Source organism: Actinokineospora alba, from assembly GCF_004362515.1.
GTDB classification, from domain to species: domain Bacteria; phylum Actinomycetota; class Actinomycetes; order Mycobacteriales; family Pseudonocardiaceae; genus Actinokineospora; species Actinokineospora alba.
On record NZ_SNXU01000001.1, the window covers coordinates 3,331,220 to 3,349,993 of the forward strand.

Annotated in this window: 16 protein-coding genes; 11 read left to right on the forward strand and 5 right to left on the reverse strand. The window is 70.7% G+C overall.

The features are described from left to right. Nucleotides 1-79: 79 nt before the first annotated feature. Nucleotides 80-1,219, reverse strand: coding sequence for a glycosyltransferase (locus C8E96_RS15340; protein ID WP_091373915.1), 1,140 nt, complete (start codon nt 1,217-1,219; stop codon nt 80-82). A gap of 58 nt (nt 1,220-1,277) precedes the next feature. Continuing rightward, entirely contained in the window at nt 1,278-1,859 is a 582-nt protein-coding gene (gene idi, locus C8E96_RS15345; protein ID WP_091373918.1) for an isopentenyl-diphosphate Delta-isomerase, read from the reverse strand. 45 nt (nt 1,860-1,904) lie between these two features. On the opposite strand from idi, the gene C8E96_RS15350 reads away from it, so the two are divergent. Then, nucleotides 1,905-2,831, forward strand: coding sequence for a phosphotransferase family protein (locus C8E96_RS15350; RefSeq protein ID WP_166658013.1), 927 nt, complete (start codon nt 1,905-1,907; stop codon nt 2,829-2,831). Nucleotides 2,832-2,888: 57 nt separating this feature from the next. Here the strand turns inward: C8E96_RS15350 and C8E96_RS15355 are convergent, their stop codons facing one another. After that, the gene (locus tag C8E96_RS15355) at nt 2,889-4,475 is read right to left on the reverse strand and encodes a S8 family peptidase (RefSeq protein WP_324187120.1); all 1,587 of its coding nucleotides are present in this window, start codon (nt 4,473-4,475) and stop codon (nt 2,889-2,891) included. Nucleotides 4,476-4,831: 356 nt separating this feature from the next. On the opposite strand from C8E96_RS15355, the gene C8E96_RS15360 reads away from it, so the two are divergent. Genes C8E96_RS15360 through C8E96_RS15380 form a run of 5 tightly spaced genes read left to right on the forward strand, consistent with a single transcriptional unit; the run spans nt 4,832 to nt 9,763 of the window. Further along, a complete protein-coding gene (locus C8E96_RS15360) occupies nt 4,832-6,196 on the forward strand; it encodes a glutamine synthetase family protein (protein ID WP_091373923.1) in 1,365 nt (454 codons plus the stop codon). Next, complete coding sequence (locus C8E96_RS15365) at nt 6,177-6,929, forward strand: gamma-glutamyl-gamma-aminobutyrate hydrolase family protein (RefSeq protein WP_091373925.1); 753 nt, start codon at nt 6,177-6,179, stop codon at nt 6,927-6,929. The genes C8E96_RS15360 and C8E96_RS15365 overlap by 20 nt, the downstream gene beginning before the upstream one ends. Then, a complete protein-coding gene (locus C8E96_RS15370) occupies nt 6,926-8,293 on the forward strand; it encodes an aldehyde dehydrogenase family protein (protein ID WP_091373928.1) in 1,368 nt (455 codons plus the stop codon). The genes C8E96_RS15365 and C8E96_RS15370 overlap by 4 nt, the downstream gene beginning before the upstream one ends. Beyond that, a complete protein-coding gene (locus tag C8E96_RS15375; RefSeq protein WP_091373930.1) occupies nt 8,290-9,057 on the forward strand; it encodes a 3-oxoacyl-ACP reductase in 768 nt (255 codons plus the stop codon). Before C8E96_RS15370 ends, C8E96_RS15375 begins: the two co-directional genes overlap by 4 nt. Next, on the forward strand, nt 9,041-9,763 hold the full coding sequence (locus tag C8E96_RS15380) for a FadR/GntR family transcriptional regulator (protein ID WP_091373932.1): 723 nt from the start codon (nt 9,041-9,043) through the stop codon (nt 9,761-9,763). The genes C8E96_RS15375 and C8E96_RS15380 overlap by 17 nt, the downstream gene beginning before the upstream one ends. Nucleotides 9,764-11,160: 1,397 nt before the next feature. Here the strand turns inward: C8E96_RS15380 and C8E96_RS34070 are convergent. Beyond that, a complete protein-coding gene (locus C8E96_RS34070) occupies nt 11,161-11,307 on the reverse strand; it encodes a hypothetical protein (RefSeq protein ID WP_228769850.1) in 147 nt (48 codons plus the stop codon). 9 nt (nt 11,308-11,316) lie between these two features. Between C8E96_RS34070 and C8E96_RS15385 the strand changes: the two genes are divergently transcribed. From C8E96_RS15385 to C8E96_RS15400, 4 genes are all read left to right on the forward strand, one after another. Further along, entirely contained in the window at nt 11,317-12,408 is a 1,092-nt protein-coding gene (locus C8E96_RS15385) for a class E sortase (protein WP_228769851.1), read from the forward strand. Nucleotides 12,409-12,459: 51 nt separating this feature from the next. Beyond that, complete coding sequence (locus C8E96_RS15390; protein ID WP_091373938.1) at nt 12,460-13,152, forward strand: SDR family NAD(P)-dependent oxidoreductase; 693 nt, start codon at nt 12,460-12,462, stop codon at nt 13,150-13,152. 163 nt (nt 13,153-13,315) lie between these two features. Continuing rightward, the gene (locus tag C8E96_RS15395; RefSeq protein ID WP_091373942.1) at nt 13,316-14,032 is read left to right on the forward strand and encodes a class I SAM-dependent methyltransferase; all 717 of its coding nucleotides are present in this window, start codon (nt 13,316-13,318) and stop codon (nt 14,030-14,032) included. 89 nt (nt 14,033-14,121) lie between these two features. Continuing rightward, nucleotides 14,122-14,781, forward strand: a complete 660-nt coding sequence (locus C8E96_RS15400; protein WP_091373945.1) for a 4'-phosphopantetheinyl transferase family protein — start codon at nt 14,122-14,124, stop codon at nt 14,779-14,781. On the opposite strand, the gene C8E96_RS15405 is transcribed toward C8E96_RS15400, so the two are convergent. Next, nucleotides 14,704-15,993, reverse strand: a complete 1,290-nt coding sequence (locus C8E96_RS15405) for a YibE/F family protein (RefSeq protein WP_091374300.1) — start codon at nt 15,991-15,993, stop codon at nt 14,704-14,706. The genes C8E96_RS15400 and C8E96_RS15405 overlap by 78 nt on opposite strands. Before the next feature lie 262 nt (nt 15,994-16,255). Between C8E96_RS15405 and C8E96_RS34075 the strand changes: the two genes are divergently transcribed. Continuing rightward, a complete protein-coding gene (locus C8E96_RS34075) occupies nt 16,256-18,769 on the forward strand; it encodes a proprotein convertase P-domain-containing protein (protein WP_228769852.1) in 2,514 nt (837 codons plus the stop codon). Nucleotides 18,770-18,774 lie beyond the last annotated feature (5 nt).

Consider the following 18,774-nt stretch of genomic DNA (forward strand, 5'->3'; position numbering starts at 1 on the left):
GAGGCACGAACGTTGAACTCACTTGCCGGACAGGGCGACTCACTTGCCGGACGGGGCGACTCGCGACCTTGGGGGTGGGTTAGGCGCCGAGGGTTTCGAGGGTGGCGGCGGTTTCGGCGGGGCTGGGCATGGCGGCGATCTCGGCTGCGACCTCGCGGGACCGTGCGGCGACGGCGTCGTCGGCCAGGAGGTCGGCCGCCCTGGCTGCCACCGCCTCGACCGTGATCGCGTCGCCGACGAGTTGCACGCCCGCGCCGCCCTCGGTCACCGCGTCGGCGTTGACGAACTGGTCGGCGCCCTGCGGGATGAACAGCTGCGGGACGCCGGCGGCCAGGGCTCCGAGCGTGGTGCCGCTGCCACCGTGGTGGACGACGAGATCGGTGTGCGGCAACAGGTCCGCCTGCGGTACCCACGGCAGCACGGTCACGTTGTCCGGCGCCGTCCCGAGGTCGGCGATCTCCACGGTCGGGCCCGCCGCGACGATCACCCGGGCGGGCAGCGTCGCGAGACCGTCGATGGCGGTCCGCAGCACGCCCGCCTGGCCGAACGCCGTGCCCAGGGTCAGGTAGACCAAAGGCTTGTCGTGCTCGGCGACCCATGCGGGCAGCTCGCCCGGCTCGGCGAAGGCCACCGGGCGCAGCGGGATCCGCTTGGGGAAGGTGAGGAATTCCTTGTCCTGCAAGGAAGCCGGGTAGATGTCGAGATACGGGTCGGGGAACGGCCCGGCCGGGTCGTAGTCGACCCCGAGTTCGGCGGCCACCTCGGCGTTCTTGGTGAGGAAGCTGGGGAAGGTGTTCCCCAGGGCGCCGCGGCCGAAGGCGTGGCACAGCACCGGGATGCCCGCGGCCTTGGCGGCCAGCCCGGCACCTGGACTGCCCGCTTCGTAGAGCACCAGGTCGGGCTTCTCGCGGGCGAGGATCGGGCCGAGGTCGGCGGCGATGCCGCGCGCGAGCACCGAGATGAAGACGCTGCTCACCACCTCGCTCATCGCCTCGACGTCGCTGAAGTCCGGCGGCGAGCCCTGGGTGACCTGGTTGAAGGCGTCGGTGATCGTGGTGCCGACATCGACGACGTCGAAGCCGAGCGAGATCAGGACGGGATGGAAGGAGGCGTCGGTCGCGTAGGTGACGCGGTGGCCGTGCTCCTTGGCCGCGATCGCCAAGGGGAGCAGGGGGTACGTGTGGCCATGGCTGGGCAGGCTGGAGATCAAGACATGCACTGAACCGACAGTACGTGCGCCGAAGCGGTCTTCGCCGGCTTTTTTCCAACCGTTCCGGTTACCGGACGGCGATCGGCAGTTCGTCGGTGTCGCCGACCGGCCACGCCAGCGGGTCGGGCCCGAGCCGGGTCAGCTCGCTGATCTGCAGCACGCTCCACGGCGAGACCGCCCGCGTCCCGGCGAGCACCGACTCGCTGAACTCGGCCCACGACACCCATTCCGCGGCGTCGACCTCGTCGGGGTTGGGCACCGGGTCGGTGGTGACGACGACCCGGAACACCGGGCACATCTCGTTCTCCACCATGCCGTTGTCCATCACCGCGCGGTAGCGGAAGCGGGGCAGGATCAGGTCGGGGTGGTGCGGTCCGGCGAGCCCGAGCTCGTCCTCCAGCCTGCGCGCCACACTGCGGGCGATCGGCTCGTCGGGGCCGGGGTGACCGCAGCAGGAGTTCGTCCAGACGCCGGGCCAGGTCTTCTTGTGCGAGGCCCGCTGGGTGATCAGGAACCGTCCGTCCGGATCGAAGACGTAGCTGGAGAACGCCAGATGCAGCGGGGTGTTCGCGTGGTGCACCTCGGTTTTGGCGGCGGTGCCGATTCCTTGGCCGGTCTCGTCCAGCAGCAGTACCTGCTCCGTGATCACGGTATTACCTTGCCCGCCGGAGTGGGACCAGGCAACCTGAGTCGCATGCTTGGCCTAGGGCGCCCGCGCCGCGTCGACCCCCTGTCGAGCAGTCCCGGCTCCCAGGTCTGGGCCGTCGACCTCGCCGACCGGCGGGTGGTGGTGAAACAACTGTTGGGACACAACGCCGACACCCGTTTCCACCGCGAACTCGTGGCCCTGCGAGCGGCCGCGGAAGTGGGCCTGGCACCGGAGGTCCTCGACGCGGACGCGGGCGCGAAAGTCACCGTGCTGGAGTACGTCGAGAGCACGCGCGTGTTCCCCGACCCCCTCACCTACGCCCGCACGCTCGCCCGCCTGCACGCCATCACCCCGCCGCCGTCCCTGCCTACCGCCGAACCGCCAGGGGAAGCGGACCTGATCGCGTTCCTACGCCTGTGCACCGAAGTCGGCCTGACCGCGTCGCCCGCTGCCGAACACGCCCTGCGCTCACTCCTCGCCCGCGTCGCCACCGGCGGCCCATCCCTCCTCCACGGCGACCCGTGCCCCGGCAACCTGCTGGTCACCCCGGACGGCGTGCACTTCATCGACTTCGAACAAGCCGGCCGCGGCTCGGGTCTGGCCGAACTGGCGTACCTCCGGATGGCCTTCCCCACCTGCGGTTACAGCACGGTCCTGGCGCCGGAGGTGATCGCCTCGGCCGAGTCGGCGTACCTCGAGACCTGGCGGGACCTCACCGGCACCGACGTCCCAGGCACCCTCACCGACCACTGCATCGCCTGGCTGCTGCGCGGCGACGCCCTTGTCCAACGCATCCAGCGTGGCGCGCGCGACCAGTTCGCGCGGGTGCTGGTGGAGGACTGGAGCTGGGGCCCGATGACCGCCCGAGAGCGACTCCTCCACCGGCTGCGGATGGTGATCGACCTCGACGTCCCCGCCGCCGCGCCCCTCTTCGCCGCACTGGCGATCCGCCTCGAAACCCGCTGGTCCTGAAACCGGAAATGCCCGCCGAGCACCAGGCTCAGCGGGCATTTCCGGTGTTCGCGCTGGTTAGAGCGTCAGGCTCCAGGTGTCGATGTTGCCCGTATCGTACCGGGCGACGTCCTGGACCTTCAGTTTCCAAACGCCGTTGCGGGCCTCAGACGACAGGTTCACCGTGTAGCTCGCGATGACGTTGTCGGCCGAGTCGTTCGACGAGGACGCCTTGAGCCGGTAGGCCGAGCCGTCCGGGGCCACCAGGTCGACGACCAGGTCGCCGCGCCAGGTGTGCTTGATGTTGACGTCGACCTTCGCCGTGGCCGAGGCGTTGCCCGTGCAGCCGGAGACGGTGATGTCACTGGTGACCGCGGCGCCCGCGTCCGGGATGGCGACGTCGGTGCCGTTGGTCTGGGTGGCGCAGCCGGTGGGCGGGGGAACGTCGCCGCCGGTGCCGATGAACAGCAGCTTGTTCGGCGACCCGGTGCCCGCGTTGGTCACCTTGCCGCTGGTGGCGTTGGCGATCATCGCGTCGTGGACCTGCTTCGGGGTGGCCGTCGGGTTGGCCGCCAGGTACAGCGCCACCGCGCCCGCGACGTGCGGGGACGCCATGGACGTGCCGCTCTTGGTGGAGCTGCCCGTGGTGCTCGAGTGCGACGCCGACACGATGCTGTCACCGGGGGCGAAGAGGTCCGAGCAGGTGCCATAGCTCGACGACCAGAGGCTGTTGCTGACCCGGCCGTCGGTCTTGTTCGTCGCCATGACGTTGATCGTCTCGGACACGCGCTGCGGGCTGTACTGGCAGCTGTCGTCGCCGAAGTTGCCCGCCGCGACGGCGTAGGTGACGCCCTTGGCGATCGAGTTCTTCACCGCGGTGTCGAGCACGGTGCTCGGCTCGTTCTTGACGCCGGTGTAGAGGCTCATGTTGGCCACGGCGGGCAGCACCGCGTTCGCGGTCACCCAGTCCACGCCCTTGGCCATGCCCGCCACCGAGCCGCCGCCCTGGCAGTTCAGCACGCGGACCGCCTTGAGCTTGACCTCCTTGGCCACGCCGAACGTCTTGCCGCCCACGGTGCCCGCGACGTGCGTGCCGTGGCCCTGGCAGTCCTTGCCCGCCTGGCCGTCGGTGAACACGTCGGTGCCCAGGCTGGCCCGGCCGCCGAAGTCGGCGTGGTCGTAGTTGATGCCGGTGTCGATCACGTACGCGGTGACGTTGGACGCCCCGGTCGCGTACGAGTAGTTGCTGTTCAGCGGCAGGTCGCGCTGGTCGACCCGGTCCAGACCCCACGACGGCGGGTTGGGCTGGTCGGTCAGCATCTGGATGGTGCGGTCCTGCTCGATCGACGCCACGGCCGGGTCGGCGGCGAGCTTGCGAGCCTGCGCCGCGGACATGGTGACCGAGAAGCCGCGCAGCGCGGACTCGTAGGTGAAGCCGACCTTGCCGCCGTACTTGCGGCCCAGGCTGTCGGCGGAGGCGGCGACGGCCCGCGACTGGCCGTCCTTGAGCATGACGATGTAGCTGTCCTTGATGGCGTTCGCGGAGTTCTCGTTCAGGATCTGGGCTTCCGCCGCCGTGGCCGGGACAGCCAGGGCGAAGGTGGCTCCGACAGTGGCCGCGGCCGCCGTGACGGCGACCGCCACCCTGGTTCGGGACATGCGCATACGACTGACTCCTCTGCAGGGTGCCTGAGGCTCCAGCCCTCGATGGAGAACCCTCAGGCAAGGGTTAAGGAGAACGCCGCCAGTCTTGTTCGCGATCACCAAGGTTTACAACGGTTAACCGTCCGCGGGTTTTGAACAGTTAATTCCCACTACGAGTTCTTTTCCCACCGCGCAAAGGCTCGGAGCCGGTCCTTTGGGCGAGCGATCCGGTGCCGGGTGAGTCAGTATCTACGGGCGAGGCTCGTTCGGTTGATGTTCCCCGATCAGTGGTTGCGGGCCGCGTTGGGCGCTGCGAGCATGCGTGGAGCCGGAGTTTCAATGGGGAACAAGTCAGACCTTTGCGGAGGGGCTCGGCCATGCGCGACACCGAAGGCCTGCTGTCTGTGGCCCGCCTGCGCGAACTCGTCGAGTCGGGCGAGATCGACACGGTCCTGGTCGCCATGACCGACATGCAGGGCAGGCTGCAGGGCAAGCGGTGCTCGGCCAGGTACTTCCTCAACGAGGTCCTCGACCACGCCACCGAGGCCTGCAACTACCTGCTGGCCGTGGACGTCGAGATGAACACCGTCGACGGCTACCGGATGTCCTCTTGGGAAACCGGCTACGGCGACTTCGTGCTCCGGCCCGACCTGGCCACGCTGCGGCTGCTGCCGTGGCACCCGGGCACCGCCTTGGTCCTGGCCGACGTCGACCGCGTCGAAGGCGGGCCCGTCGCGGTCTCGCCGCGCCAGGTCCTGCGCGCCCAGCTCGCCCGGCTCGCCGACCTCGGCCTCGCCGCGTTCGTCGGCACCGAACTGGAGTTCCTGGTCTTCGACGACACCTACGAAGACGCGTGGAACAAGGGATACCGGGGTCTGACCCCGGCCAATCAGTACAATGTGGACTATTCGCTGCTGGGCACCGGCCGGATCGAGCCGCTGCTGCGCGAGATCCGCAACGCGATGACCGGCGCCGGGATGTACGTCGAGTCGGCGAAGGGCGAGTGCAACCCTGGCCAGCATGAGATCGCCTTCCGCTACGCCGACGCCCTGACCACCTGCGACAACCACGGCATCTACAAGACGGGGGCGAAGGAAATCGCCGCCCGCCAAGGCAAAAGCCTCACGTTCATGGCGAAGTACAACGAGCGCGAGGGCAACTCCTGCCACATCCACCTGAGCCTGCGCTCCACCGACGGCGACCCGGTCTTCGCAGGCGACGGACCGCACGGGTTCTCCCCGCTGATGGAGCGTTTCCTCGCGGGCCAGCTCGCCTGTCTGCGCGAGCTGACGTACCTCCTCGCGCCGAACATCAACTCCTACAAGCGGTTCGCGCCCGGCTCGTTCGCGCCGACGGCCATCGCGTGGGGCGGCGACAACCGCACGTGCGCCCTGCGGGTGGTCGGCCACGGCGAGTCGCTTCGGTTCGAGAACCGGGTTCCCGGCGGCGACGTCAACCCGTATCTCGCGGTGTCCGCGCTGATCGCGGCCGGGCTGCACGGCGTCGAGAACGACCTGACGCTGGAGCCTGAGTTCACCGGAAACGCCTACGCCTCAGCGAAACCGCGGGTGCCTGGCACGCTGCGGGAGGCGGCGGACCTGTTCGACGACAGCGCCGTGGCCCGGCACGCGTTCGGCCACGAGGTCGTCGAGCATTACCTCAACGCCGCCCACGTGGAGCAGGCCGCCTACGACGCGGCGGTCACCGACTGGGAGCGCATCCGTGGCTTCGAACGGCTCTAGGGCCCGCGGCCCTAGGCCTCCGGTCATCGGCATCACCACCTACCTGGAGCACTCGGCTTTCGGCATCTGGGAGACCGAGGCAGTTGTCCTGCACCGCAGCTACGTCGAGTCGGTGCGCGCGGCCGGGGGCAACGCCGTGCTGCTGCCACCGCTGGGCGACTGGCGCGCGGAGACCGTCGGCTGGCTCGACGGGCTGGTCCTCTCCGGCGGCGCCGACATCGAATCCACCCGCTACGGCCAGGACCCGCACCCGACCACGGGCACCCCGCAGCCCACCCGCGACGAGGCCGAGTTCGCCCTGCTCGCCGCCGCGCGCGAACTCGACCTGCCGGTGCTCGCGGTGTGTCGGGGAATGCAGCTCCTCAACGTGGCCCTCGGCGGCACCCTGCACCAGCACACCCCCGAGCAGGTCGCGAACACCGACCACCAGCCCGCGATCGCCCGGTTCGGCAAGAACGACGTCACCATCCGCCGCGGCAGCCGCCTGGCGGGCATCCTCGGCCGGGCGGTCACCGTGCAGTGCCACCACCACCAGTCGCTCGACCGGGTCGGCGAGGGCCTCGCCGTGGTCGCGACCGCCGCGGACGGCACGGTCGAGGCGGTCGAGCTGCCCGGCGCGCGGTTCATCATCGGCGTGCAGTCCCACCCCGAGCAGAACATCGAAGACAGCCGCCTGTTCGCGGCACTGGTCGACGCCGCCAAGCGGCGCAGAGAGGATCTGGAGCGAGAGTGACCGCGTACGAGGTGATCAACCCGGCGACCGCCGAGCGGGTGGAGACGGTCCACCTGCTCGGTGTCGACGAGACCGACGCCGCCATCGGCCGCGCGGCCAAGGCGTTCCCGGCCTGGCGGGCGGTCGCGCCGGGAGACCGGGCGCGGCTGCTGCGTCGCTTCGCCGACGCGGTCGACGCCGACCTGGAGAACCTGGCCCGCCTCGAGGTGCTCAACGCCGGGCACACGATCGGCAACGCCCGCTGGGAGGCGGGCAACGTCCGCGACGTGCTGCACTACTACGCGGCCGCGCCGGAACGGCTGTTCGGCAGGCAGATCCCGGTGCCGGGCGGGGTGAACCTCACCTTCGCCGAGCCGCTGGGTGTGGTCGGGGTGATCGTGCCGTGGAACTTCCCGATGCCGATCGCGTCGTGGGGTTTCGCGCCCGCGCTCGCGGCGGGCAATACCGTTGTCCTCAAGCCCGCGGAGCTGACGCCGCTGACCGCGGCGCGGTTGGCGGAGTTGGCGTATCAGGCGGGGATTCCTGAGGACGTGTTCCAGGTGTTGCCCGGCAAGGGTTCGGTGGTCGGGCAGCGGTTCGTCACGCATCCGTTGGTGCGCAAGGTGGTCTTCACCGGGTCCACAGAGGTCGGCAAGCAGATCATGGCGGGCTGCGCGGGCCAGGTGAAGCGGGTGACCCTGGAACTGGGCGGCAACAACGCGAACATCGTCTTCGCCGACGCCGACCTGGAGAAGGCCGCGGTGACGGCGCCGTACGCGGTGTTCGACAACGCGGGTCAGGACTGCTGCGCGCGCTCGCGGATTCTGGTGCAGCGCAAGGTGTACGACAAGTTCCTCGGCTTCTTCGAGAAAGCCGTCAAGGGGGTCGTCGTCGGCGACCCGGGCGCGGAGGCGACGGAGATGGGACCACTCATCTCGGCGGCCCACCGCGAGCGAGTCGAGTCCTATGTGGACGATGCGGACGTGGCGTTTCGTGGCAGTGCGCCCGAGGGCCCGGGATTCTGGTACCCGCCCACGGTGCTGGCGCCCATCGACCCGGACCACCGGGCGGTCACCGACGAGGTGTTCGGGCCGGTCGTCGCCGTCCTGCCGTTCGACGACGAAGCCGACGCCGTGCGGCTGGCCAACGACACCGAATACGGCCTGTCCGGCTCGATCTGGACCCGCGACGTCGGACGCGCGCTGCGGGTCTCACGTGGGGTCGAGGCGGGCAACCTGTCGGTGAACTCGCACTCGTCGGTGCGCTACTGGACGCCGTTCGGCGGCTTCAAGCAGTCCGGCTTCGGCCGCGAACTCGGGCCCGACGCCCTGGCATCCTTCACCGACACCAAGAACGTTTTCCTGAGCACGGAAGGGACTTCATGAGCAAGCGTCTTGAGGGCCGGGTCGCGGTCGTCACCGGCGGGGCCAGCGGGATCGGCCTGGCGTCGGTGCGCAGGCTGGCGGCCGAAGGGGCCCGCGTGGTGGTGGCCGACATCGACCCGGACACCGGCAAGGCCGCCGCCGAGGAGGTCGACGGGCTGTTCGTCCGGACCGACGTCACCAGCGAGTCCGACGTCGAGGCGCTGTTCGCGACCGCTGTCACCACCTACGGCTCGCTCGACATCGCGTTCAACAACGCCGGCATCTCCCCGCCCGACGACGACTCGATCCTCACCACCGGCCTCGACGCCTGGCAGCGGGTGCAGGACGTCAACCTGACGTCGGTGTACCTGTGCTGCAAGCACGCGATCGGGCACATGCGCGCGCAGGGCAAGGGGTCGGTCATCAACACCGCGTCGTTCGTCGCGGTGATGGGCGCGGCCACCTCGCAGATCTCCTACACCGCGTCCAAGGGCGGGGTGCTGGCGATGAGCCGGGAGTTGGGTGTGCAGTTCGCCCGCGAGGGGATCCGGGTCAACGCTCTGTGTCCGGGTCCGGTGAACACGCCGCTGCTGCAGGAGCTGTTCGCCAAGGACCCGGAGCGCGCGGCCCGGCGGCTCGTGCACATCCCGATGGGCCGCTTCGCCGAGCCCGAGGAGATCGCCGCCGCCGTGGCTTTCCTGGCCAGCGACGACTCGTCGTTCATGACCGCGTCGTCGTTCCTGGTCGACGGCGGTATCTCCGGCGCCTATGTCACTCCCCTCTGAGGACCGCCTCTCCGACGCGCTGCTGCGGCCGGTCCGCACGGGCAACGCGTTCGAGGAGACGATGGAGCGGATGCTGCAGGCCATCCGCCTGGGCGTCATCGGCCCGGGCGGACGGCTGCCGCCCGAACGCGAGCTGTCCGCCCGACTGCGCGTGAGCCGCGTGACCCTGCGCGAGGCGCTTCGGGTGCTGCACGAATCGGGCTACGTCGAAAGCAGGCGGGGACGGTACGGCGGCACGTTCGTCAGCGCGGTGCTGCCCGCGAAGGCCCCGGCCGACCCGCCCGCCGGGGTCGCCGCCGAACTGGAGGACGCGCTCACCTTGCGCTGGGCCCTGGAGACCGGCGCCGCCGAAGCGGCCGCGGGCCGGGCGCTCAGCGGTGCGGACCGCCGCGACCTGTGCGCCCGCCTCGACGACTGCGCGACGGCCGGACTGGGGGAGTACCGGCGCAAGGACTCCCGGCTGCACCTGGCCGTCGCCGAGGCGGCCGCGTCACCGTCGCTGACCTCGGCGGTCGCCGACGCGCGCACCCGACTCAACGCCCTGCTCGACACGATCCCGCTGATCACGCCCAACATCGAGCACTCGGAACACCAACACCGAGCCATCATCGACGCCATCCTGCGTGGTGATCCCCCGGGCGCCAGGGCGGCGATGGCCGAACACCTGGAGGGCACCGCGTCGCTGCTGCGGGGCTTCCTGTCCTGATACCCGCCACCCTCGGCCTGCCGGTGTCCTAACCTCGTGGGGAGACGGCGGCGCGGATGCGAGGTAAACAGGTGCACGGAGACCGAGGACAACAGCCTCGGCCACGACCGGCGGACGACCACACGATGGTCATCCAGCCGGTACGCCCGCCCGCCCGCACCCGCTCGTCCACCCCCGACACGCCGGCCCGTCCACCGGCCGACGACCCATCCCGACCATCGGCGCCCGCGGGGGATGCCGGCGCCCGGTCGGCGCGTGATCGGGAGCCTTGGCCAGCGCCTGCGGAGGGCAACGGCTGGTCGGAGCATGATCGGGCGCCGTTGCCAGCGGGGGATGTCGGCACCAGGTCGGCGCGTGATCGGGAGGCTTGGCCGGCGGGGGATGCCGGCGCCCGGTCGGCGCATGACGGGGAGGCTTGGCCTGCACCGCCGCCTGCGGCGGATGCCGGCGCCGGGTCGACACATGACCGGGAGGCTTGGCCACCGCCGGTGGGGGATGCCGGCGCCCGGTCGGCGCAAGATCGGGACGCTTGGCCATCACCACCCGCGGCGGATGCCAATGGCTGGTCGGGGCATGATCGGGAGGCTTGGCCGCCTGTCACGCCTGCCGGGGTGGTGAGTGGTTCGGCTGGGTCTGACGAGTGGTCGCCGGTGGATCCGCCTGCTCGCCCAGCGGGTCGCCGCCGGGCGCTTGAGCCTGACCAGCCGCAGCAGGTCGATCGTTCGGTGGGCCCGCCTGCCTGGCCCGCGGCCGACCCGTCCGACCGCCCGCCCGCTGACGCCGTCCCCTGGCAGGCACCCGAAGCCCCGGCCCGACCCCGATTCGACGGTGCCCACCCCCCAGCCGACTCCGCGGCCTGGCACGCGCCCGCCGAGCCGTCCCCCTGGTCACCCGGCGCACCGGACGGAGTCACCCCGCAGACGTCGGGCGGCCCTCGCGTACCGCCGGTCTCCCCGCACGCGGGCGAGCCCGTCCACCCACCGGCCCAGCCGCCGACGGCCTATGTCCGCTCCGCGGGCCTGGGTGCGTTCGGTCGCCCCGAGGGTTCTGAGCCCGTCCGGCCTGCCGGCCCTGCGTACTCCGGCGACCATGGTCGTCCCGCGAACGGTGTCCCTGGTGAGCCCGCCCGGTCTGCCGGCGCTGGGTACTCGGGCGAGCATGGTCGTCCCGCGAACGGTGTCCCTGGTGAGCCCGTCCGGCCCACCGGCCCCGCATATCCCGGCGACCATGGTCGCCCCGCGAACGCTGCCCCTGGTGAGCCCATCCGGCCTACCGGCCCCGCGTACGCCGGCGAGCAGGGTTCGCCTGTCCCGGGTGAGCCCGTCCGGCCCACCGCCCCCACGTACCCCGGCGAGCACGGTCGCCCCGCCAATGCCCTCCCAGTCGAGCCTGGTCGGTCAGTCAGCCCGCCTGCCGCGGGTGCGCATGGCAGCCTCGCTGATCGGCTCATGGGTGAGCCGACCCCGGATGCCCATGGTCGCCTCGCTGAGCCACTCCGCGGGGAGCGCCCGCCGCCGCCGGGTGGGCTGATCCCTGGTGAGCAAGGCCGCCCCTTGAACCCCGGCGGCCGCCCCTTGTTCTCAGGTGAGCACGGCCGCCCCATCGACCCACTCCCCGGTGAGCACGGCCGCCCCCCGCGAGCCGGTGAGCCTGGTCACCCTCCGGGCGCCCAGGTCCGGCACCCGGCTCCCGGGCGCCCTCTGGGCCCCCCACCGCCCCCGCGGGTCAACCCGGACGCGCCGACGGAGTACATCCCCTCCCTGGATGACGACTACGACTACGACGAGTACGACGACTACGAGGACGACGACTACTACGACGACGAGCCCGAGCCCCGCCCCAAGATCACTCCGGGGCTGCTGGCCGTGCGCTCCATCGGCGAGTTGCTCATCACCGCCGGGATGGTCGTGCTGCTGTTCGTCGTCTACGAGGTGTGGATCACCGACCTGATCTCCGCGGGCAAGCAGAACGACGTCACCAGCGCCCTCGAAGAGGACTGGAAGAAACCCGCCGAACCCGAACGCACCGAGCACTTCACGTTCGCCGAAGGCCAGGGCATCGCCAGGCTCTACATCCCCGCCCTCGGCTCCGACTACAAGTTCACCATCGTCGAGGGGACCTCGGAGGCCAACCTCGAGGTCGGCCCCGGTCACTACAAGCAGTCCGCCGCCCCCGGCGCGCCCGGCAACTTCGGCGTCGCGGGCCACCGGGTCGGCAAAGGGGCGCCCTTCAACGACCTCGACCTGCTCCAGTCCTGCGACGCGATGATCGTCGAGACCCGCGGCAACTGGTACATCTACCGGATGCTGCCCACGGTCGAGGACGCCAAGAACTGGGCCCAGGCAGGCACCGACCCGTTCTGCGCGGGCGGCCCCGGGTCGGCCAAGGTCGAGCCGCTGACCGGCGAGTACGCCGCCACCATCGGCCGCCGCATCGTCACCCCGCGCGACTCCGCGGTGGTCGCCCCCGTGCCGGGCAATCTCGCATCCAAGACGCCTCCGGAGCAGCGGCAGAAGCTGATCACCCTGACCACCTGCCACCCCAAGTTCTCCAACCGGCAGCGGATGATCCTGCACGGCGTCCTGGTCCGCGTGCACCCCAAGTCCGACCCGGCCCTACCCCCGGAACTCCGCGAATCCCGCTGACCCTTCCCGACACCGAAGGTGGGACTCGCGCGGTGGTGTGAGACTGGGGCCATGACTTCGACGGCGTTGATCACCGGGGGCACCGGTGGGCTGGGCTCGGCAGTGACGAACGCGTTCCTCGGCGCCGGATGGCGGGTCGTGGTGCCCTGGGTGGTGGAGGCCGAACTGGGCAGGCTCGGCACCCATGACCGGCTCGAACTCGTCCGCGCCGACCTCTTCGACCAGGCCGACGTGGCCGCGTGCGCCGAACGCGCGGCGGCCGACACGCACGCGCCGCTCGCCGCGGTGGTGAACCTTGTCGGTGGGTTCGCGATGGGCGGGCGGCTGCACGAGACCCCGATCGACGACTTCGACCGGATGCTGCGGCTCAACCTGCGGCCCACGTACCTGGTCACCCAGGCCGCGCTGCCACACCTGATCGCCGCGGGCGGCGGCTCCGTCGTGTGTGTCTCGGCGCGGGCGGCGGCGAACCCGTTTCCCGGTGCGTCCGGCTACATCACGGCGAAGGCGGCGGTGTCCGGACTGGTCGGGGCGCTGGCCGCGGAGTACGGCCGAGACGGTGTCCGGGTCAACGCGATCATGCCCGGGGTGATCGACACCCCGGCGAACCGCGCGGACCAGCCCGACGCCGACCGGTCCGGCTGGGTCCGCCCGGAGAAGATCGCCGAGACGATCCTGTTCCTCTGTGGACACAACGGATCCGCGGTCTCGGGCGGGGTGATCCCGGTCGCGGGCACGGGCTGATCGGCTGACACATCGTGTGCCCGCACGGGACCTTGATCGCAAGATCGGGTGGTCGCGTTACCGAAGTTCACCTGAAAAGCCCAAATGTGGATCTACCCCTTGTCACCGCCACCAGTTGAGCCGTAAACCAAACACCTCTACTGGGTTAGCGGGCGGAGGACACATGGAACAGTCGGTCCGGACCAATTGGGAAAGTTTCTGGCACGATCTTCCGCGGGAGAAGGGTCTGCCGGTCTGGGACAGCGACGGCGCCATCACCGCGACGGCACAGCTGTCGCTCTTCCAACACCATTTCGCCGAGGGACTTCCCGTCCTCGACATCGGGTGCGGCAACGGGACGCAGACGGCCGCGCTGGCGGCCACGTTCCCCCGGGTGCTGGGCATGGACTTCGCCCCCGCGGCGATCGAGCACGCACGGTCGCTGCAGGCCGACAGCCCCGCCGAGTTCCGGGAGTTCGACCTCGGTGACACCGCCCGCGCGGCGGAGCTGCACGAGGAACTGGGCGATGCGAACGTCTACATGCGAGGCGTGCTCCACCAGATGCCCGACGAGATCCGCGCCGACGCGGTCGCCTCACTCTCGACCCTGCTGGGCGGCTCCGGCCACCTCTTCGCCGCCGAACTCGCGCCGTCGGCCGCGCAGACCATCCAGTCGGCGCTCGGCCAGGCCGCCGACGCCGTGCCGAAGCTGCAGCGGGTCTTCCGCTACGGCCTGACCCCCGCGTCCTGGCAGGACGGAAAGTTCGAGGCACTCCTCGACGACGCGGGCATCGACGTCGTCGACTCCGGCACGATCACCCTGCACGGCACCGACACCCTGCCCAGCGGCGCCCAGTTGGACCTGCCGATGAACTACGTGGTCGCCCGCAACCAGCGCTGAGGACGCGGGAGCCGCCCGTGCCGTCCCACTCGGCGCGGTTCCCGTGATTCCGTGCCAACGCACGCCCCCGCCGGATAGGGTCGAGCGTGATGATCGAGCGCATCCTGCCCGCCGCCGTGATCGCGGTCGAGGCCTATGACGACCCGCCGGACGCGGTCCTGTTCCCGGAGGAGGAACAGGTGATCGCCAAGTCCGTGGAGAAGCGGCGGCGCGAGTTCACCACCGCTCGGCACTGCGCCCGGCTGGCGCTCGCCCGACTGGGCCTGCCGCCCGCGCCCATCCTGCCCGGCGAGCGCGGCGCCCCCGGCTGGCCGGACGGCGTCGTCGGCAGCATGACCCACTGCGCGGGCTACCGGGCCGCGGTGCTCGCCCGCGACACCGACATCGTGACCGTCGGCATCGACGCCGAACCCCACCAGCCGCTGCCCGACGGCGTCGAGAAGGTGGTGACCCGGCCCGAGGAGCGCGTGCACCTGGCCGAGTTGGCCGCCGCCGACCCCGCGGTGCACTGGGACAAGCTGCTGTTCGCGGCGAAGGAAAGCGTCTACAAGGCGTGGTTCCCGCTGACCCACAAATGGCTCGGCTTCGACGACGCGCGGATCACCATCGGCCCGGCGGGCACGTTCGAGGCCGAGCTCATGGTGCCCGGCCCGGTCATCGAGAGCGGAACGCTAGCGGGCTTCTCGGGCCGCTGGCTTGTCGACCGGGGTCTCGTCGTCACCGCCATCAGCCTCCCCGTCGGGAACTGAGAACTCGCTGTCGGGAAGGGGCGACTCGCTTGCCGGGAGGGGCGACTCGCGTGGGGGGCGGGAGCCGACGGCCAGGGCGGCGAGCGCGGTGGTGAGCGGGACGGCGGCGACGATGCCGAGGCTGCCCGCGAGCGCGCGGATGACCTCTTCGGCGACGGGGGCGGTCGAGAGCACGTGGTCGCCGGGAAGTCCCTTGGCGGCGAACAGGATCAGCAGCGGCAGCGCCGCGCCCGCGTAGGCCAGGACAAGGGTGTTCACCGTGGACGCGACATGCGCCCGGCCGACCCGCAGGCCTGCCGCGAACAGCTTGGCGCGCGACGCGGTCGGGTCGGCGGCGGACAGCTCCCACACGACCGCGGCCTGAGTGACGGTCACGTCGTCGAGGACGCCGAGCGCGCCGATCACCAGCCCGGCCAGCAGCAGTCCCTGCAGGTCCACATCGGCCAGGTATCCGCTGAGGAATCCCACGTTGTCGCTGCCCAGCCCGGTGATCCCGGCCAGGCTCAGCGACCAGAACCCGATCAGCCCGGTCAGCGCCAGGCTGGCCACCGTCCCCACGGCGGACACGGCCGTTCGCGCGTTGATCCCGTGCGTCATGAACAGCGCGACGACCATGATCACCGTGCCGCCGCTCACGGCGACGATCAGCGGGTTCGCGCCCTGCATGATCGCGGGCAGGACGAACTCGGTCAGCCCCAGCAGGCACACCGCGAGCGCGCCCAGCGCGGCGAGACCCCGCCACCGTGACAGCGCCATGACCGCCAGCGCGAACACGACGCCGAGCAGCAGCAACGGCATCGTGCGGTTCCGGTCGACCACCTCGTAGCGCTCGAACACCGTCGGCCGCTCCGGCCGGTGCACCATCATCACCGGGTCGCCGGCCGACACCTTGACCCCGCTCGCCGTCGACACCAGCGCCTCGACGGTCGTCCCGGCGCCGGGCCCATCGTCGACGGCGACGTGCGCGATGTCGCAGTCGGTCGGGGCCATCGGGCAGGGCGCCTGCGCGGTGATCGTGCCCGACGCCCGGGCCTGCTGGATCGACTGCTGGACAACGCCGCCGCCGTCGGGCCACAGCGAGATCACCATCGCGGTCGCGATCGTGAGCAGCGGCAACAGGATGCCCGCGACGACCAGCCGCACGCGGCGGGCGACGCGGTCGTCGGAATCGACCGCGGACGTGTCGCCGTGGCCATGGCCGTGCTGGGTCATGGGCGCATCAGAACACAGCGCGCACACCCCCGGAACCGGGTCGTCGGGCACGGCCAGCGGGAACGTTTCGGACCAATACTCGGAACAGTCCGTCGAATCGGCCGCTGATCTCCCGGATCAAGGTCCCCACCTGTGCGATTGCCGCCGGTTCATTCACGGAACATCGCACCGCGCCGGTGGACCCATTGCCCGTGGTGAATACCCGAATACGTTCCTGACTCGGAACACCCTGCATTCCACCACGCGAGGAAGGCCGGAAACGGTGAACGATAAACGAAAGCACTGGCGCAGAGCTGGTGTGGCGATCGGCGGTGCGGCCCTGTTGGGTCTGTCCGCGGTCGCGGCAGTAGCCGCCCAACCTGTCGCACAATCCGCGCAAACCCCTGTCGCGGCAGCCAATGCCGTTCCGCAGGTCGCCCAGGCGGGCGCCACCGAGCGCGCCGAACGTCACTCCGTCGCGGGTCCGAGCACGGCGTCGCGGCAGTTCTGCCAGGACGGCGCCGCGTGGGTCCGCCCGCACTTCGCCGGGTTGACCCTCAAGGGTGCCGACACGGTGACCGTCCGCGCGTCGGCCGGCGAGAGCTACACGCTCACGGCAACCCACGGCACCGGGCGGTCGCTGTCCACGAAGTCCTTCCGCGGCAACTGTGTCACCGTCGACGCCGCCCTGTCGTCGCCGGAAAGCCGGTTCGCCGTCGACTCCCTGCAGTCGGGCACCGCGTCGGCCGACGTCGTCGTCGCGGGCGCCGGTGACATCTGTGGCTCCAACTGCACGCAGACCGCGGACGTGGTCAAGACGATCAACCCGGCCGCGGTGTTCACCTCGGGTGACAACGCCTACGAGAACGGTTCGCTGAGCGACTACCGCACCAGGTACGACCCGGCGTGGGGCCAGTTCAACAACATCATCCACCCGACCCCGGGCAACCACGAGTATCAGACCAGCGGTGCCACCGGGTATTTCGACTACTTCAACGGCTCCGGCAACGCCGACGGGAAGGCGGGCCCGCGCGGAAAGGGTTACTACAGCTGGGATGTCGGCGACTGGCACTTCGTCGCCCTCAACACCGGCAGCAGCAGCGCCGTCCCGGTCGCCGCCGGTTCGGAGCAGGAGCGGTGGCTGCGCGCGGACCTCGCGGCGAGCACCAAGCCGTGCACGGCCGCCTACTGGCACCACCCGCTGTTCACCCGGGGCTCGCACAGCAACAGCACGTTCGTGAAGCCGCTGTGGGACGCCCTCTACGAGCACAAGGCCGACCTGATCCTGGTCGGCCACGACCATAACTACCAGCGGTACGCGCCGCAGCGTCCCGATGGCACCGCCGACGCGACCAACGGCATCCGCCAGGTCCTGGTCGGCACCGGCGGCCGCGCGTTCTACTCGTTCACCAAGGCCCAGGCCAACGTGCAGGCCGAGAACGACGACACGTACGGCGTGCTGAAGCTGGGCCTGTCGTCGACCGGCTACCGAGGCGACTTCGTCCCGGTCTCGGGTCGCACCTTCACCGACACCTTCACGGGCTCCTGCAAGGCCAAGGGAAACACGACGACCCCGAGCTACGCCCTCTCGGCCACCCCGAGCGCGGTCAGCGTCGTCCAGGGTGCGTCGGCGAGCACCAAGGTCACGGTCACCAGCTCCGGCGGATTCAACGCCGCGACCAACCTGACGGTCTCCGGGCTGCCCAGCGGTGTCACGGCGAGCGTGTCGCCGACCTCGGTCACCCCGCCCGCCAACGGCGCCGCGGAGGCGACGGTGACGCTCAACGCGAGCAGCACCGCCGCGACCGGGACCGCCAACGTCACGGTCACCGGCACCTCGGGGACACTGACGAAGAGCACCACCGTGGCGCTCACGGTGAACCCGGCCGGTGGCGGCGGAACCTGCTCCGGCACCAACGGAACCGATGTGGCGATCCCGGACAACACCACGGTCGAGTCCTCGATCACCATCTCGGGCTGCGCGGGCAACGCCTCGGCGACGTCGAAGGCCGAGGTGCACATCAAGCACACCTACATCGGTGACCTGGTCGTGAGCCTGGTCGCGCCGGACGGCACCGCTTCGGTGCTGCACAACAAGACCGGCTCCGGCACCGACAACATCGATCAGGTCTACACCGTGAACCTTTCCGGCGAGGTCGCGAACGGCACGTGGAAGCTGCGCGTGCAGGATGTGGCGTCGCAGGACGTGGGCACGATCGACACCTGGTCGCTGAACCTCGGTGGCGGCACCTCCGACCCCGGTGACGTCTTCTTCGACGACTTCGAGTCGGACAAGGGCTGGCAGACCAACGCCTCCGCGACCGACAACGCCACGACGGGCAAGTGGGAGCGCGGTGACCCGGAGGCGACCACCGAGAACGGCGACAAGCAGCTGGGCACCACGACCAGCGGGGTCAACAACCTGGTGACCGGCAGGCTCGCCGGGTCGGGCGCCGGATCACATGACGTCGACGCCGGCCGCACGTCGATCACGTCGCCCGCGATCACGCTGCCCAGCGGCACCCTGGGCCTGACCCTGCGCTGGAGCGTCGGGTTCGGCACCAACGCCGCCGCCGCGGACTACTTCAAGATCACGGTGGTCGGGTCGACCAGCAAGGTCGTGCTCGACCAGCGCGGAAACGGCGCGCACATCAACGGCTCATGGCGGACGCTCACCGCCGACCTGTCGGAGTTCGCGGGTCAGAGCGTGCGCATCCTCATCGAAGCCGAGGACGACACGGCCACCCCGAGCCTGGTCGAGGCTCAGGTGGACGACGTCAAGATCACCCGGGCGTAGGGCGG

Excerpts from the sequence above, each read along its gene's own strand:
- C8E96_RS15405 (WP_091374300.1), bottom strand. The coding sequence starts at position 15,993 with ATGACCCAGCACGGCCATGGCCACGGCGACACGTCCGCGGTCGATTCC.
- C8E96_RS15390 (WP_091373938.1), top strand. The coding sequence starts at position 12,460 with ATGACTTCGACGGCGTTGATCACCGGGGGCACCGGTGGGCTGGGCTCG.
- C8E96_RS15360 (WP_091373923.1), top strand. The coding sequence starts at position 4,832 with ATGCGCGACACCGAAGGCCTGCTGTCTGTGGCCCGCCTGCGCGAACTC.
- C8E96_RS15355 (WP_324187120.1), bottom strand. The coding sequence starts at position 4,475 with ATGCGCATGTCCCGAACCAGGGTGGCGGTCGCCGTCACGGCGGCCGCG.
- C8E96_RS15350 (WP_166658013.1), top strand. The coding sequence starts at position 1,905 with ATGCTTGGCCTAGGGCGCCCGCGCCGCGTCGACCCCCTGTCGAGCAGT.
- C8E96_RS15380 (WP_091373932.1), top strand. The coding sequence starts at position 9,041 with ATGTCACTCCCCTCTGAGGACCGCCTCTCCGACGCGCTGCTGCGGCCG.
- C8E96_RS15395 (WP_091373942.1), top strand. The coding sequence starts at position 13,316 with ATGGAACAGTCGGTCCGGACCAATTGGGAAAGTTTCTGGCACGATCTT.
- C8E96_RS15400 (WP_091373945.1), top strand. The coding sequence starts at position 14,122 with ATGATCGAGCGCATCCTGCCCGCCGCCGTGATCGCGGTCGAGGCCTAT.
- C8E96_RS15375 (WP_091373930.1), top strand. The coding sequence starts at position 8,290 with ATGAGCAAGCGTCTTGAGGGCCGGGTCGCGGTCGTCACCGGCGGGGCC.